The 14812-nt window shown below is 71.2% G+C and carries 14 protein-coding genes; 2 read left to right on the top strand and 12 right to left on the bottom strand.

Annotation, left to right across the window (positions count from 1 at the left end; genetic code table 11):
- The 3 genes from I0C86_RS31455 to I0C86_RS31445 all read right to left on the bottom strand — a co-directional run.
- The coding region (locus tag I0C86_RS31455; RefSeq protein WP_196204943.1) for an ABC transporter ATP-binding protein at positions 1–917 on the bottom strand (917 nt) is incomplete at its 3' end.
- On the bottom strand, positions 917–1315 hold the full coding sequence (locus I0C86_RS31450) for a GntR family transcriptional regulator (protein WP_196204942.1): 399 nt from the start codon (positions 1313–1315) through the stop codon (positions 917–919). The genes I0C86_RS31455 and I0C86_RS31450, both read right to left, overlap by 1 nt.
- Before the next feature lie 112 nt (positions 1316–1427).
- Positions 1428–1904, bottom strand: coding sequence for a MarR family winged helix-turn-helix transcriptional regulator (locus I0C86_RS31445; RefSeq protein ID WP_323373966.1), 477 nt, complete (start codon positions 1902–1904; stop codon positions 1428–1430).
- 75 nt (positions 1905–1979) lie between these two features.
- Here I0C86_RS31445 and I0C86_RS31440 point away from each other — a divergent pair, with 75 nt between their 5' ends.
- Positions 1980–2354, top strand: coding sequence for a cupin domain-containing protein (locus I0C86_RS31440; RefSeq protein ID WP_196204941.1), 375 nt, complete (start codon positions 1980–1982; stop codon positions 2352–2354).
- A 4-nt stretch (positions 2355–2358) separates the two neighbouring features.
- Here the strand turns inward: I0C86_RS31440 and I0C86_RS31435 are convergent, their stop codons facing one another.
- The 7 genes from I0C86_RS31435 to I0C86_RS31405 all read right to left on the bottom strand — a co-directional run bounded on the left by I0C86_RS31435 (position 2359) and on the right by I0C86_RS31405 (position 10783).
- Positions 2359–3000 (bottom strand): response regulator, encoded by a 642-nt coding sequence (locus I0C86_RS31435; RefSeq protein ID WP_196204946.1) that lies wholly within the window; start codon positions 2998–3000, stop codon positions 2359–2361.
- Positions 3001–3038: 38 nt separating this feature from the next.
- A complete protein-coding gene (locus I0C86_RS31430) occupies positions 3039–4463 on the bottom strand; it encodes a sensor histidine kinase (RefSeq protein WP_196204940.1) in 1425 nt (474 codons plus the stop codon).
- 28 nt (positions 4464–4491) lie between these two features.
- Entirely contained in the window at positions 4492–5334 is an 843-nt protein-coding gene (locus I0C86_RS31425; RefSeq protein WP_230395102.1) for an ABC transporter permease, read from the bottom strand.
- Between the two features lie 73 nt (positions 5335–5407).
- Positions 5408–6409: an ABC transporter ATP-binding protein gene (locus tag I0C86_RS31420; protein WP_230395101.1), complete on the bottom strand. Its 1002-nt coding sequence runs from the start codon at positions 6407–6409 to the stop codon at positions 5408–5410.
- 103 nt (positions 6410–6512) lie between these two features.
- Complete coding sequence (erm, locus tag I0C86_RS31415; RefSeq protein WP_323373965.1) at positions 6513–7268, bottom strand: ErmE/ErmH/ErmO/ErmR family 23S rRNA (adenine(2058)-N(6))-methyltransferase; 756 nt, start codon at positions 7266–7268, stop codon at positions 6513–6515.
- 567 nt (positions 7269–7835) lie between these two features.
- Positions 7836–9980, bottom strand: a complete 2145-nt coding sequence (locus tag I0C86_RS31410; RefSeq protein ID WP_196204938.1) for a putative bifunctional diguanylate cyclase/phosphodiesterase — start codon at positions 9978–9980, stop codon at positions 7836–7838.
- Positions 9977–10783 carry an SAM-dependent methyltransferase gene (locus I0C86_RS31405; RefSeq protein ID WP_196204937.1) on the bottom strand — a complete coding sequence of 269 codons (807 nt, stop codon included), beginning with the start codon at positions 10781–10783 and terminating at the stop codon, positions 9977–9979. The genes I0C86_RS31410 and I0C86_RS31405 overlap by 4 nt, the downstream gene beginning before the upstream one ends.
- A 297-nt stretch (positions 10784–11080) precedes the next feature.
- Here I0C86_RS31405 and I0C86_RS31400 point away from each other — a divergent pair, with 297 nt between their 5' ends.
- Positions 11081–11449, top strand: a complete 369-nt coding sequence (locus I0C86_RS31400) for an FKBP-type peptidyl-prolyl cis-trans isomerase (protein WP_196204936.1) — start codon at positions 11081–11083, stop codon at positions 11447–11449.
- A 106-nt stretch (positions 11450–11555) separates the two neighbouring features.
- On the opposite strand, the gene I0C86_RS31395 is transcribed toward I0C86_RS31400, so the two are convergent.
- Positions 11556–13427 (bottom strand): Xaa-Pro dipeptidyl-peptidase, encoded by a 1872-nt coding sequence (locus tag I0C86_RS31395; RefSeq protein ID WP_196204935.1) that lies wholly within the window; start codon positions 13425–13427, stop codon positions 11556–11558.
- A gap of 458 nt (positions 13428–13885) precedes the next feature.
- Positions 13886–14812 (bottom strand): hypothetical protein (locus I0C86_RS31390; RefSeq protein WP_230395100.1); only part of this gene is annotated, 927 nt, incomplete at its 5' end.

Here is a 14812-nt window from a genome sequence, read left to right as displayed (position 1 = left end):
GACCCAGAGCATCGCGACTCCTGCGGGGACACCAGGGTGGGGCGGGGCAGTGCGGTTACCTCCGGGGCACGCAGGTAGGCCAGCACGATGTCGGCGACCCCGGGCGTCCGGACCGCCCAGCGCGGGTCGCTGGGCGGCCGGTCGGACCGCCACAGCAGGCCGGCGTGCTCTCCGACCTGGGTGGCGTGCACCACCGTGCCGGCCTTCGGCAGCGCCTCGACCAGCGCGGCCGGTCCACTGAGCGCGTGATGTCCGGCCCGGACGTCGTCCAGGTCGCCGGCCAACTGGACCCGACCGTCACCGAGCAGGATCAGGTGGTCGCAGGTCTCCTCCAGTTCGACCACGACGTGCGAGGAGAGGACGACGGTCATTCCGGTCTCGGCGGTGAGCGCCATCAGGTCGGACATCACCTCGTGCCGGCGCAACGGGTCCAGGTCGGCGAGCGGTTCGTCCAGCACCATCAGGTCGGGTCGCTTCGCCATCGCCAGGGTGATCGCCACCTGGGAGCGCTGGCCGCCGGAGAGTCGGCGGACCCGGCGGTCGAGCGGAATGCCGAGCCGGGCGAGCCGCTCCCGCGCGAGTTCGTCGGACCAGCGCGAGTTCAGGTACCGCCCCATCCGCATGGTGTCGGCGACGGTGAAGCCGCCGTACAACGGTTTGTCCTGGGCGAGGAAGGCGATCCGGTCCAGGGTTTCCGAATCGCCGCCGGGCGGCCGCCCGAATACCCGTACCGCGCCCCGGTCCGGCCGGATCAGGCCGACCATCAGGTGCAGCAGGGTGGTCTTGCCGGCGCCGTTCGGGCCGATCAGCCCGACCACCCGGCCCGGCGGTACCGACAGGGAGCAGTCGCGCAGGGCCTGGACCCGGCCGTGCCGGTAACCGACTCCGGTCAGCAGGACCGCGGGCAGCTCGGGCATCAGGCCACCTCCGTCCGATCCGGATAGCCGGCCCGGACCGCCCGGGTGACCAGGGCCAGCACGTCGTCGGCGGTCAACCCGGCCGTCCGGGCCCGGGCGACCCAGGCGACGAGTTCGTCCCGCAGCACCGGATGGTCCGGGACGGCCGGTGCGGCGACGCCGGCCCGGACGAAGGTGCCCCGACCGGGGTGTGCCTCGACCAGACCGGAACGCTCCAGCTCGCGGTACGCCTTGAGCACCGTGTTCGGGTTGATCGCCAGTTGGGCCGAGGCCTCCTTGACGGTGGGCAGCCGGTCGCCCGGATGCAGTGCGCCGACCCGGAGGGCGTGCGCGACCTGCTGCACCAGTTGCAGATAGGTCGGCACCCCGGCGTGACGGTCCAGATAGAACTCCAGCACGCGTACATCTTATTCATCTACTCTGTTAGTGCAATAGGTGGTCTCGCCGGATCGGGGCCTACTTCGGACTGGGGCGTCGTGGGTCGATCCGGCCAGCCGTGGGTCGGTCCGGCTACCAGAGCGGGCGCAGTGGCGGCAGCGAGTCGCCGGCCAGGTGCCGGACCAGGCGGGTCAGCTCGGTACGCAGGTTGGCCAGGTCCCCCGCGCCGATCGCGGCGGCGATCTCGGCCTCCAGGCCGTGCAGCACCCGACCCGCCACCGCCAGATGGTCGGTCGCCCGTTCGGTCAGTACGACCAGCCGACGCCGCCCGCCGTCGGGATGCGACTGACGTCGCACGTAGCCACGCCGCTCCAGGTCGTCGACGAGCTGACCGGCGGCCTGCTTGGTCACCCCGAGCCGGTCCGCCAACTCGCTGCTGGTGGCACCGGGACCGCGCAGTACCTGGAAGGCCAGGCCGTGCACCGGGCGCAGGTCCGAATGGCCGGCCTCGGCGACCCGCCGGACGAACTCGGCGAGCACCAGTTGGAATCCCAGGCCGAGCAGGAAGGTCAGTTCGGTGTCGGCGAGAGGGTCATGGTCTCTGGTCACGCCCTATCTTGACACGAGTGAGTCAAGTTGCTTTACTCATCTCGGCAAGTAAAGCAACTTGACTCAGGAGGCGTCATGATCGTGGTAACCGAGAACGAGAGCCGGACGATTCGGTCGGCATCCGGCGTGGTGTCCGGGCTGGCCGCGCCCAGTCAGGGCAGCGGGGAGCTGGCCACCTGGCGGGTCCGGATGACGCCGGAAGCAGCCGGACCCGTGCACGAGATCGACCGGGAGCAGGTGTGGATGCCACTGTCCGGAACGTTCTCGGTCACCATCGCCGACGACACCCGGGAGATCGGCGCGGGCCAGGCCGTGATCCTGCCCGCCGGAGCGGTCCGACAGATCCGGGCCGGAGCCGAGCCGGCCGAGGCCCTGGTCTGCATGGCGGTCGGAGGCACCGCCAGCGTGCCGGGCAACCCGGAGCGCCGGGAGCTGCCCTGGGCGCTCTGAACGGTCAGATCCAGCCGTAGCGGCGGGCGATGCTCACCGCCTCGTGCCGGTTGGCGGCCCCGACCTTGCCGGCCGCCGAGGACAGGTAGTTACGTACCGTCCCCGGAGACAGCGAGACCCGCTGGGCGATCTCCTCGACCGGCGCACCGTCCGCCGCCAACTCCAGCACGTCGGCCTCGCGGGGAGTGAACGGGCTGTCGCCGGCACTGATCGCCTCGGCCGCGAGCTGCGGATCGACGTACCGGCCGCCACCGTGGACCGTGCGGACCACCTCGGCGAGCACCTCGGCCGTGACCGTCTTGGGCAGGAAGCCCCGGACCCCGGCCGAGAGTGCCCGCTTGAGATGTCCCGGCCGGCCGTGGCTGGTGACGATCATCGTCCGGCAGTACGGCAACTCGGCGTGGATCGCCTCGGCGACCGCGATGCCGTCCAGCTCCGGCATCTGCAGGTCCAGCATCGCCACATCGGGCCGCAGGGACCGGGCCAGCGCCAACGCCTGACTGCCGGTCGCGGCCTGCCCGATCACCGTCAGGTCGTCGTGCAGGCCGAGCAGCGCGGTCAGGGCGCCCCGGATCAGGTGCTCGTCCTCGGCGAGCAGGATCCGGATGGGTCCGCTGCCCTGCCCAGGATCACCAACGCCCGACACGTGGTCGCCGTACGGGCGGGGCGGCCCACCCGCCCTGGTCACGCGGGGCCACCCCGGCGCGCGCCGACCCACGACCCGGTGTCCCGCACCGACCGGACGTTCGGCGTGGGCTCCCTGGTCGGCGGCGACGCGACCGGCAACGCCGCGGTCAGCCGGAACCGGTCCCGACCCCGCCGCTCGACCGTGACCCGGCCGCCGAGCGGGGCCAGTCGTTCGCTGAGCCCGAGCAGGCCGTTGCCGAACTGGGGCGGCTCGCCCGGACGCACCCCGTCGTTCTCCATCACCAGGGTCACCAGCCACTCGTCTTCCGGGATCGTCGGGACGTACCCGGTGCCGGCGTCGCCGTCCGGCGGGTCGTTCGGCATCGGAGCGGCGGCCTTCGGCCCGCTCGATCCGCTCAACCCGTTCGACCCGTCCGGCCCGTCCGGATCGGTGGCGGGCCGGCCCTGGCGCAACGAGACAGTACAGGTGATCGCCTCGCTGTGCCGCAACACGTTCGTCGTTCCCTCCCGGACCACCCAGCCGAGCGCGTTCTGCGCCTGCGGGCTCAACTCGTGGCCCTCCCCCAGTACCCGGCACCGTACCCCCGCCGAAGCGAGTACGGACCGGGCACCGGCCAGCTCCGCGTCCAGATCCGCGGAACGGTAGCCCCGGACGACCTCACGGACCTCGGCCAGCGAGTCCTGGGCGATCCGGCGCACCTCCAGCATTTCCTCCACCGCCCGGGGACGGTCCCGCTTGGCCAACTGCGCGGCCAGCTCACTCTTCAGGGCCACCACCGACAGATTCCGGCCGAGCACGTCGTGCAGGTCCCGGGCGAACCGGAGCCGCTCCTCGGCCACCGCCAGCCGAACCTGGTTACCCCGGGACCGCTCCAACTCCCAGAGCACCCCGAGCATCCACAGCGAGGTGCGGAAGCCGAACAGCAACACGACGAACCCGAAGAAGAGCGTCGCGACGGCGGAGACCACCGCCTCCGCCGGCACCGCGTCGACGAGCCCGACGCACAACAGGCTCCCGGCCATCCCGGCCGCACCGGCCAGGGCGTAGCGAGGTGGGGCGACCGTGCAGAGCACGGCGAGGAAGTAGCACGAGACGACGACCGCCGCGGTCAACGTCCAACTGTCCACCTGAGCCGGCGGACGGCCCAGCCCGTCGGCGAGCAGGCAGGCGGCGGTGATGGCCAGGGTCATCCCGGCCCCGGCCACCAGGAGCCCGACCGGACGGTCCCGGCGCCCGAGGTAGTGCTCGATCCCGGCGCGCACGGCGAGCAGGCACAGCACCGTGTGCGCCAGGGCGAGCACCAGCACGACGGTCCGGCCGACCGCTGACACCTCGCCGCCGGTCAAGCCGAAGAGCGTCACCGGCTCGGACGCCGAGACGAGGTAGAGGGTGGCCCGGGTGAACAGGTCGAACCGTTCGGGTTGGCCGCGCGCCCGCCACCATCCGATCACGTCGCGCATTCCCGGGCCTCCCTCGATGCGAACCGGACTAGTGACGCGTGTCCCAGCGGAACCAGCGACGAATCGCGGAGACGCCGACGGCGAGCCACAACAATATGATCACAGCCGGCTGCCGGGCCTCGGACAGGACTCCGACGAAGTCCCGCGGGGCCTCGGCCCCCGTGGTGCCGAGCCAGCCAAGTCGGACCAGGTCGAGGACCGGGGTCAACGGCAACATCCGGCACACCGTGGCGAACGTGTCGGGCATCGCGTCCACCGATCCCGCGACCCCGGAACCGATCATCGAGATGACCAGCACCGGCAGGGTGGTGAGCTGGGCCGTCTCCACGGTCCTGGTGAAGCCCGACGAGGCGGCCGCCAGCAGGACGAAGATGGCACAGCCGGCCAGCATCGCCAGCAGCAGCACCGGAAGGTTGACCGGTACCGGCAGATCGATGAAGACCATCGCGGCCACCACCGTCAGCACGGTCTGGGTCAGCGCGAGCACCAGGGCCGGAACCGCCGCGCCGATCAGGATCTCCGCGTCGGTCGCCACCCCGGTACGCAGCCGCTTGAGCACCCGCTCCTCGCGCCGGGCCACGTACGTCGTCACCAGGTTGTAGTACACGACGTACAGCAGGACGAAGCCGAACATCCCGGTGGCCAGGAAGGCGCCGGTGGAGACGTGCCCGTCACCCTCGAGAAACGTCGAGAACAGCCCCACGGTGGCCAGCGGCAGCAGCAGTGCGGTCGTCGCGGCGGTCTTGTTGCGCAGCAACAGGATCATCTCGGCCCGGCCGAGCGCGCCGATCCGGCGCAGGCTCACCCCGCCGAGTCCGAGCCGGCCGGACATCCCGGACCGCCCGGTCGTCGCCCCCGCTGGTGCGGTCATCGCTGCTCCTCGCTTCGCTCGTCGTCCCCGTGACTCGGCCGGCTGAGCCGACCGATGCTCTCGCTCCGCCCGTTCACGCGGTGCCCCCCGTCATGGATTCGTCCTCGGAGTGGGCCACCGCGAGGAATGCCTCCTCCAGGGACGCGGCCCGGGCGTCCAACCCGCCGAGCTCCACGCCGCGCGCGTTCGCCCAGCCCAGCAGGGCAGTCAGGGCCGGCTGCAGCGCGTCGGTGTACAGCGTCAACCGCGACCCGGACCTCGGGGCGGCACCCGCCGGTGCCGGCTGAATCCCCGGCAGCGTGGGCACGTCGGTCGGGCTCGTTCCGTCCGGCAGCTCGAAACTGATCCGGGCCGGATGCGCGGCCACCACGTCGGCGACGGTGCCGGCGGTGACGATCCGGCCGCGATGCATGATCGCCAGCCGGTCGGCGAGTTCGGCCGCCTCCGCCAGGTAGTGGGTGGTCAGCAGCACGGTGATGCCGTCGACCAGCAGTGCCCGGACCAACTGCCAGGTGTTGTGCCGGCTCTCCGGATCCAGCCCGGTGGTCGGCTCGTCGAGGAAGAGGACCTCCGGCTGGCCGAGGATCGCCATCGCGAGGTCGAGCCGGCGGCGTTCACCGCCGGAGAGCTGCTTCACCTGCGTACGCGCGCGGTGCCGCAGGTCGACCAGCTCCAGCGTGTGGTCGACGGGATGGGCCCGGGGCAGCGTACCGGCCCACATCCGGGCCGTCTCCGCGACCGTCAGGTCGGCCGGGAACCCACCCTCCTGCAACATCACCCCGGTACGCGGACGTACCGCCGTCCGCTCCCGGTACGGATCCCGGCCGAAAACCCGGATCGTGCCCGCGCTCGGCACAGCCAACCCCTCGACCAGTTCCAGGGTCGAGGTCTTGCCCGCGCCGTTGGTGCCCAGCAGCGCGAAGAGTTCCCCTCGGCCGACCGAGAAGGAGACCCCCCGCACCGCCTCGAAGCCGTCACTACCGCCGTACCGCCGCCGCAGGTCGGTGACCTGGACGACGGTTTCCCGACCGGGCGGCGCCATCGCCGGGTCGGGAGCCGTCATCGTCTGGTTCATGCACCCGATTATTTGACCTGTCCGGCAGCGGCGGCAGTGCCGTCACTCACCGCTTTCCGGGTATCCCACCCGGCTTCGGCCATGACGAATCTCATGCCCCGGATCACCGCCTGGCCGGATGGATCGCCTGGAACAACGCGATCCACTGCTCCGGCCAGACCTGTCCGACCAGGGCCTGGGGCGGTACCCGGTTGGCCCGCAATGCCGCGTCGACCCGCCGGGCCGGGTACCGCCGCCGGAGCGAGGCGCCGAGCGAGCCGCCGAGGCCGCTGAAACCGAGTGCGACGAATCGTTCATAGTGGACGGTCTGTGCCGCCGGCAGCAGGTCGACCGGGCGGCGGTCCAGCCGCAGGATGGCGGAGTCCACCCGGGGCATCGGCCGGAACCGTTCCCGGGGAATTCGACCGGCCAGTCGCCAGTGGAACCAGGGCCAGGTCTGCACGGTCCGCAGCGTCCAGCGGCCGTAGTCGCCGCAGCGCTTCCGGGCGTACTCGAGTTGGGTCACCAGGGTCGCGGAGGTCAGGTTCGGCGCCTCCAGGCACCAGTCGACGATCCGGCTGGTGGCGGCGTACGGGATGTTGCCGACCACCGCGAACGGTTCGTCCGGAGGCGGCGACGCGACGAAGTCGCCGTGCACCAGCCGGATGTTCTCGGTCATGCCGAACTCGTCGTCGAGCCGGGCGACCAGGGCCGGGTCGATCTCGTACGCCACGACCTGCCGACACAGCCGGACCAGTTCCCTGGTCAGTGCGCCCTGCCCGGCACCGACCTCGAGGATCAACCCGTTCGGTGCCGGTTGGACGGACCGGATTATCTGCCCGATGATGCGTTCGTCGCGCAGGAAGTTCTGTCCGAGCACCCGCCGCGACCGGTCTGTCCCCGACCGGGGCGCCCCCGACGGGCCGGTCCGGAAGGGGCGCCCCCGGTCGCTTCCGGACGCCGCCGGGCCGCCCGGACTGCCGAGCTGGCGACGGTGCTCTCGATTTCCGCGATTGTGCGGCACAGCCGTGTCCTCCCGCCCGGATCTGCCGGGCCGGTTGTGGGACAGGCGGCACGATCGGCCAGGGCCTGTCCCGAACTGGTTTCGGACTCGGATGACCCTGGACGTGCGGCTAACGGCGGCTCGCGGTCGCGCGTCGCTACGGACGCGCGCGGCCTCCACCGGTCACGGCGACGCCGGGCGTCGCCAGGACGGGATGGAGGTCACGGCGCGATACGCCGGCGGAGGGGCACGACTGTTGCGCCGACGCCGCGACAGCGGGCGCCGGAGGTCGAACCTGCTTTCTCCGGGTTCAGCCGGCCAGGGCGAATCGCCGGGGCCGAGGGCGGAGCAGGAGCAGCAGCGACGCCCCACCAGCGGTGCACATCCCGGTCAGGGAGCCGCGGATCAGGGCTTGGAAGGTGCTCGACACCCGCCCACCCTAACTCAGTGCGTGGTCACCGGATCAACCGAATAACCAGCCTGGTCCCCGCCCCGGCCCCCGGCCATCCGATTGATCACTTCGGGGTCGCCGGGCCGGGCGAACCACCAGCCCTGGGCGTGGTCGCAGCCCATCGTGCGCAGCAGGTGGGCCTGCTCCTCGGTCTCCACGCCCTCTGCGGTGACGGTCAGGTTGAGCCCGTGGGCGAGCGCGATCACGCTGGCCACGATCTGTCGGTCGGCCGGGGTGCTGGGATGACCGGGTGCGAGACCCTCGATGAACGATCCGGCGATCTTCAACTCCCGTACCGGCAACCGACGCAGGTAGGCGAGGTTGGAGTAACCGGTACCGAAGTCGTCGACCGCGACCCGTACGCCGTGCTCGGCCAGCGCCTCCAACGCGTCGGCCGGGCCCTGGGCCGGGCCGAGCAGGGCACTCTCGGTCAGTTCCAGTTGCAGCTGGTGGGCCGGGAGCCCGACCTCGTCGAGGGTACGCAGCAACTCGTCGGCGAGGCCGACGTCGTGCAGTTGCCGCGCGGACAGGTTGACGCTGATGAACGGCGCCCGGTCGCCGAGTTCCCGGTACCAGCCGGCGGCTTCCCGGCAGCCCCGGGTCAGCACCCACCGGCCCAACTGTCCGATCAGACCGAGTTCCTCGGCGAGATCGATGAAGATCTCCGGTGCGATCGGCCCGTGCTCGGGATGGGTCCACCGGAGCAGCACCTCGGCCCCGATCGGCACACCGTCGGCAAGCCGGACGATGGGTTGGTACCGCAGGGCGAAATCGCCGCTTTGCAGGGCCGAACGGAGTCCGGAGCTGAGCGTCGAGCGGAGCGCCTGGGCATCGTGCCGGTTCGGGTCGTAGATCTCGTACCGGTCTCCCCCGGCGGCTTTCGCCCAGTACAACGCGATGTCCGCGGCCCGCATCAGATCGCTCGGTTGGCTGTGCGGAATCCGGTCGTCGGTCACGCCGATGCTTACCGAGACCGAGAGCTGGTGTCCGGCTGCCGGAATGGGCTCCCGGACCGCCGACACGACCCGCTCCGCCACCCGTACCAGTTGATCGAGTTCGGTTCCGGCGGCCGCGACGATGACGAACTCGTCCCCGCCCAGGCGGCCGGCGAGCCAGCCGGGCTCGGCGACACACTCGGCGAGCCGGCCGGCGACGGTACGCAGCACGTCGTCCCCGGCGGCGTGCCCGAACGAGTCGTTGATCGTCTTGAACCCGTCGAGGTCCAGATAGCAGATGCCGATGTGTTCGTCGGGCTGGCGCCCGCCGGCCAGTTCGTCGAGACGCCGCAGCAGCAGGGTCCGGTTGGGCAGGTTCGTCAGCGGGTCGTGCAGGGCCTGGTGGGACAGCGCGGACTGCAGGTGGTAACGCTCGGTGTCGTCCTGCGCGGTGACCACGAGGTGGGCCATCGCGTCGTGTCGGACCGGCGCCAGCGAGAGCCGGAGCCAGACCGTGCCGCCGTCGGGCCGGCTGAACGCGGCGTCCAGCTCCGCATGCGCCCGCCGTCGGATGTGAAGATCCTCGAGTGCCCGCTCGACCGCCGCCCGATGGTCCGGCTGGCTCAGCCCGGTCAACCGTCGACGGTCCAGTTCGGCCACCGGACGGTCGAGCATCCGGGCCAGCGCGGGGTTGGCCTGGACGATCCGGTTCTCCAGATCGACCACGCAGATTCCGCTCGCCGAGGAGACGAAGAGGGCCTCGAAACGGGCCTCGCTCGCCGCCCGGGCCTGTTCCGCGCTGCGCCGGGCGGTCAGCACCGCCCTGATGATCGACTCCAGTTCGGACTGGGTACGCTCCCGCAGCGCGCGGGCGTACCCGGCGGCGACCCCACCGAGCAGCGCGGCCCGGTCGGTGACCCCGGCCGGACCGATCGGCAGCCGGTCGGCGAGCGCGGCGATCGTCGCCTGCACCGCGTCGGTGTGGGTGTAACCGTCGGCGACCAGCGCCGCGCCGACGTCCCGGGCGACGACCTGACCGGCACCGGCACCGGCCAGCCGCGCCGCATAGCCCCGCAGCACCTGCCGCAGGTCGTCCAGACGCACCGGTACGTAGCTGATCCGGGCAATCAGCCGCGCCCAGTACTGGGCGATCTCGTCGAGACCGGCCGAGGCCGCCCCTGGCCCGTCGGCCGCATCGGTCACGGCTTGCGTCCCACCCCGGCGTAGATCAGGGCCCCGGAGAACCGGTCATCGACCTCCACTGTCGGGTCCGGACGCCAGTCGGGAAGATTCACCAGGCCGGGTTCGACCAACTCGAACCCGGTGAAGAACCGTTCGATCTCCGCCCGGTTCCGGGGGGTGAGCGGAGTCGGGGTGCGCCGGTAGAGCTCCCGGACCCGCTCGTCGGCCTCCGGGCTGGCCCCGGAGGCGCCCTGGGTCAGCACCAGGTAACTGCCCGAGGGAAGGCTGTCGGCCAGGCGGGTCACCGACTCGTACGGCTCGTCGGAGTCCTGGATGAAGTGCATCAACGCGACCAGCAGCAGCGCGACCGGGCGGTCCAGGTCGAGCAGGGCCCCCCGCCGGACCTGGTCGAGGATGTCGTGTGGCCGCCGGACATCCGCCTGGAGCACGGCCGTCCGGTCGTCGTCGCGGAGAATCGCCCGACTGTGCGCCACCGCCACCGGGTCGATGTCCACATAGACCACCCGGACGTCCGGGTCGATCCGCCGCGCGACCTCGTGCACGTTGTTCGCGGTCGGTATGCCGGAACCGATGTCGAGGAACTGGCGGATCCCCTGTGCCGCGAGAAACCGGACCGCACGGCCGAGGAACGCCCGGTTGGCCCGGGCGTATCGGATCGAATCGGGCCAGGCCAGCTCGGTCTGGCGGGCGATCTCCCGGTCGACTTCGAAATTGTGCGACCCGCCCAACCAGACATCGTAGATCCGGGACGCGCTGGGCCTGTCGATATCGATGTCGTCGGGCGCCCAATCCGGTTCTGTCACGGCCTCACCCCGCCAGCTCGATGTCCGCCGACCGGCCCTGGCGAGCGGCCAACATCTCGTGCTTGCTCCGCCTCGGCACAGCGCCGGATTCCCGAGCCGACAGCGTACCGATCAAAGTGTGGCTGGCTGACCCGCCGCACATCGAGACACGCCGACATCTTGGCCGCGCACCGTACCGGAGGCGATCCACCGGACCGTCGACCTGGCCCGGCTGGCCGGATCCGGCCCCGCCCGGCTCGCCGACACTCCGGACGGGCGGACGTGATCACGACCGTGGGCTGGAGTTAAGGTACCTGGATGGAAAAGCCCACCGTAGGTCTGGTCGAGGGCCCACCGCCGACCGACCTCGTCATCGAGGACATAACGATCGGGACCGGTCCGGAGGTCCAATCCGGCCAATGGGCCGTGGTGCAGTACGTCGGGGTCTCGTTCGACACCGGCGACGAGTTCGACGCGTCGTGGAACCGGGGTTCCCCGTTCAGCTTCCAGCTCGGCGCCGGCCGGGTCATCGACGGATGGGACCGCGGCGTGCTCGGGATGCGGATCGGCGGCCGGCGAAAGCTGATCGTCCCGCCGCATCTCGGTTACGGGAACCAGGGCGCCGGCAGCCAGATCAAGCCCGGTGCGACCCTCGTCTTCGTCGTCGACCTGGTCGACATCAAGTAGCCCGACCTGACCGCCCGGGGTGGGCGGTCCACCCGGGCGCCCAGGCCCCGGACGTCCTCGACGTCCGGGGCCGTGACACGTATCGGGCCGGTGTGGTGCGCGATGCTCAGAAGCCGAGTGCGGGCCGCCCACCGACCACGGGAATGGTCAACGCGCTGAATGACGGTGCCACCGTCAACCGGGTCCCCGGCAGCGGCAGCAGGGTGTACTCCTGGTCGCTGGAGAAGACCACGACCCCTAGCCGGTGACCGGCCGGGAAGACGTAGTCCTTCGGCTCCAGAGTCCAGCGGTAGTCGTACATCCGGCCCTGACGGACCGGGCGGGAATGCGCCTCGCTGGTCCGGTTCTGCGGATCGAGCCAGCCCCGGGTCACCACGAACGGGTCGTCGGTCGAGCCCGCCGGGCCGTAGTCGACCAGGTATCCGGTCAGGTTCGCGGCCGATCTGTTGTCGACGGACAACCGGACCCGCAACTCCGGCCGCCCGGAGATCCGGACGTCCTGCCGCAGCGCCGGCGACGTGTAGACGAGCCGGTTCGGGTTCGCGGTCTCCGGCGCGGCCACCAGTTCGGTCGGCGCGATCGTCCGTCCAGAGTCGACGAAGCTCTGCTCGGCACGTCCCCGGGGGCCGTGGGTCTGCAGCGTCCCCGGTGCGGTGGGACTGGTCGCGGAGAGTTCCACCGAGACGTTCCGGGCCGCCCGGTCCGGCCAGTCCGGGTACGTGGTGTAGGCCCGGTCCTCCCGCTGCAGCACCGCCCTCGGCTCGGCCATGATGTCGTTGTCGACGCCCCAGAGCCAGTGGTCGAGCCAGCGGTTCTCGGTCTGCCGGTAGGTCCACGACCGCCCGTCCGGCAGGGTCACGGTGGCGGCGCTGCCCGGCCCACCGTGCCCGCCCTGGTGCAGCCAGAGCTTGCGCGGCACGCCGAATCGGGCGAGCTGCTCCCACCAGTCGGCGAACTGGCCAGTCTTGACGTTCCAGTCGTTGAGCCCGTGCACGACCATCACGCTGGCCCGAACCCGACGTACCTCCGGCAGATAGTTCCGCTCCTGCCAGAACCCGGTGTAGTCGCCGGTGATCCGATCCTGCTCCTGCGCGATCTCGGCGATCTCGTCGGCGCAGGGCCCCTCGGACCGGACCTGTCCGGCGGTGTACATGGTGAGGATGTCCGCGTCCTCACCCTGGAACGTGCCCGGCGCCACGACGAGGCCGTTCGCCCGGTAGTAGTCGTACCAGTTGCTGATCGCGGAGACCGGGATGATGGTCTTCAGTCCCTCGACGCCGGTCGTCGCCACCACGTTCGGCAGGGTCCCGTTGTAGGACACCCCGGTCATCCCGACGGCCCCGGTGGTCCAACCGGCCCGGACCGGCGCTCCGCTGGCATCGAATGCCCTGGCCCGGCCGTTCAGCCAGTCGATGATCGCCTTGGTGCTCAGGGTCTCCGCCCGGTCGCCGGTGGTCGGGCAGCCGTCGGAGTCACCGGTGCCGATGCTCGTCCCGGACATCACCGCGTAGCCGCGCGGAACGTAGTAGTCGTCGAGCTGGCCCGGCAGATTCGCCTTCGCCCGGAAGATGCCCAGGTCCCCGGCGCGGGCCGCCGACGAACCGCCGGGTGCGTTCTGCGGCAGGTCGTCGACGAGCACGCTCGGGTACGGAACGTCGTCCCAGGTGTCCTTCCGGTACGGCGAGTGCTCGAGGATCACCGGAACCCGCATCCCCCGGGTCTCGGTCTCGCGGGGACGCGAGATGTCGACCACCACCCGGTCGCGACGGCCGTCGGAATCGGTGTCGAGCGGCGTCTCCACCCACACCCGTTCCTCGATCGCGTCGGCGAACGAGAACACCGGCTGGGTCATGCCGTCCTGCACGACGATGTCCGGTGGCGGACTGCCCGTTCCGGCTTGCGCCGGCACGGGCGACGCGACCAGGGCCAGCGCGACGGCGTACGCGCCGAGGATCCTCGTGGAACCTGGTAAGCGCATGGACGTGCTCCTCTCGGACGGTCCTCATGGGTGAGGCGGTGGCGCCGACGGTCGGGGTCTACCGGGGCGAGCGACGTGGGCATCGGGTTGATGCATTGTCCGCACCGGACGCCCACGGCGCATTCCGGGGTCGCCGAAAAGACCGGAGCCGGGCGGGTACGCGGATGGCCGACAGGGGGTTATGGAAAGGCATTGGTGAACGTGGACACATTGACCGCCTATCCTAGATACCTCATGCAGGTACGTCGATTGGTGCGACGTACCCGGAGCGGGTCGCGGCAGCACGGAGACGGTCGCTGGCTTGGCCAACTGCCTTACCTGGAGGTAGCTTGGCCGCCGACATCATTGGAGGTCGGAGCGGCGCGTGCCTGGACGGGGCCGGCGCGGCCGCTCGACGGTCTCAGCTATGGAGGTTGCATCCCGGTGAGTTCCTACACAATTACGATCGCCCCGGACGATCAGACCCGCGCGACGACGACGTTGCGGGTCGAGGTCACCGGCAACGCCACCCGGATCACCGAACTCCTGGTACGTGCCGGCGAGGGCGACGGGCTCACCCCGGGGCAGCTGCCCGCGGTCGATCTGGACCAGTTGCTGCGCGCCGTCATGCCGGGCTCCAGCGCACCGGCGGTAGCGGCATCGGCACCGACGGCGGCACCGACGGCGATCGCACCGACCTCTGTGGACGCGGCCGAGTCGGCCGAGGCGCTCGCCCCACAGCCGCAGGTGACGACCGAGTTCCCGGCGCACGACCTGGAGCAGGTCACCGGTACGGACGTGGAGCAGGTCACCGGTGTGACCGAGGCGACCGGTACCGCCGCCTCGACCGGGATGGCGACGCCGGAGACACCGCCGACGCCGAGGGCGGCCCGGAAGTCCGCCGCCAGGAAGGCCGGTGCCGCCGTGACGAGCGGGCGGTCTCCGGCGAAGAAGACCACGGCGAAGAAGGCGACTCCGACCCGGAGCACCGCGAAGCGGGGTGGCACGGCGCCGGCCACGACCACCCGGTCCAGGTCCGGAAAGGCCGCCACGAAGCAGACGGCGACCGGTACGGGGCAGAGCGGTCCGGCGACCCCGGCCGAGAAGCGTGCCACGGCCAGGAAGGTCGCGGCGAAGGACAACGCCACGGCCAGGAAGACCGTCGGGACCGTTGCGAGCACCGCCCCGAAGAAGGGCGTCAGCGCCGGCAGCGGCACGTCGACAACGCGGAAGAGCGCCCCTGCGCGGAAGAGCACGACCGCGAGCAAGAGCACGACCCCGAGCAAGAGCACGACCCCGAGCAAGAGCACGACCCCGAGCAAGAGCACGACCCCGAGCAAGAGCACGACCCCGAGCAAGAGCAGCGCGGCGACGCCCGGAACCAACCGGACGGCCGCGACGAAGCG

The organism is Plantactinospora alkalitolerans (assembly GCF_015690345.1).
Classification (GTDB): Bacteria; Actinomycetota; Actinomycetes; order Mycobacteriales; family Micromonosporaceae; genus Plantactinospora; species Plantactinospora alkalitolerans.
This window is presented reverse-complemented; position numbering and strand designations above follow the sequence as displayed.